Origin of the sequence: Methanoplanus limicola DSM 2279 (assembly GCF_000243255.1) — an archaeon.
GTDB lineage: Archaea > Halobacteriota > Methanomicrobia > Methanomicrobiales > Methanomicrobiaceae > Methanoplanus > Methanoplanus limicola.
Genome location: NZ_CM001436.1, coordinates 1 through 591, shown reverse-complemented (window position 1 = coordinate 591; position 591 = coordinate 1). Strand labels below are relative to the sequence as shown.

The window sequence follows — 591 nt, the reverse complement described above, 5'->3', positions numbered from 1 at the left end:
ACAGGTTAATATTCCTGTACCATCGGCCAATAATCCTGACGCTTCGGGATATGCTGTGCAGGGCCGTCGCCCTGTTTAATCGTATAAGCTCCTGGAGAACCGCAATGGTGAGAATTGAGCGAAAGCGTGATGAAGTAATACAGCAAATTCCTGGAGCCCGTGAAAAGGGGGCCAGATGACCGTACCGAGATCTGACACAGGTGCCCCTGGCTGAGAAGGCCAAGGCGTATCGGTTTAATTGTGTTTAGGGAACTCGGCAAAATAGCTCCGTAACTTTGGAATAAGGAGTGCCTGCCTGGAGATCAGGCAGGTCGCAGTGACTCGGGGACTCCGACTGTCTAATAACAACATAGCAGACTGCAACTCGGAAACGACTAGTATAGTCTGTGATTCCTGCCCAGTGCGGGCATCTGAAAACCGGGTACAACCGGACGAAGGACCCGTAAACGGCGGGGGTAACTATGACCCTCTTAAGGTAGCGTAGTACCTTGTCGCTTAATTGGCGACTTGCATGAATGGATTAACGAGAGTCCTACTGTCCCAAACACAAGTCCGTTGAACATTTTATCCTAGTGCAGAGGCTAGGGACCC

At 50.9% G+C, this 591-nt stretch carries 1 other annotated feature (only partly in view).

Features of this window, described 5'->3' with window-relative positions:
* Window positions 1-591, top strand: a sequence feature (23S ribosomal RNA rRNA prediction is too short); it begins 278 nt to the left of the window's first position.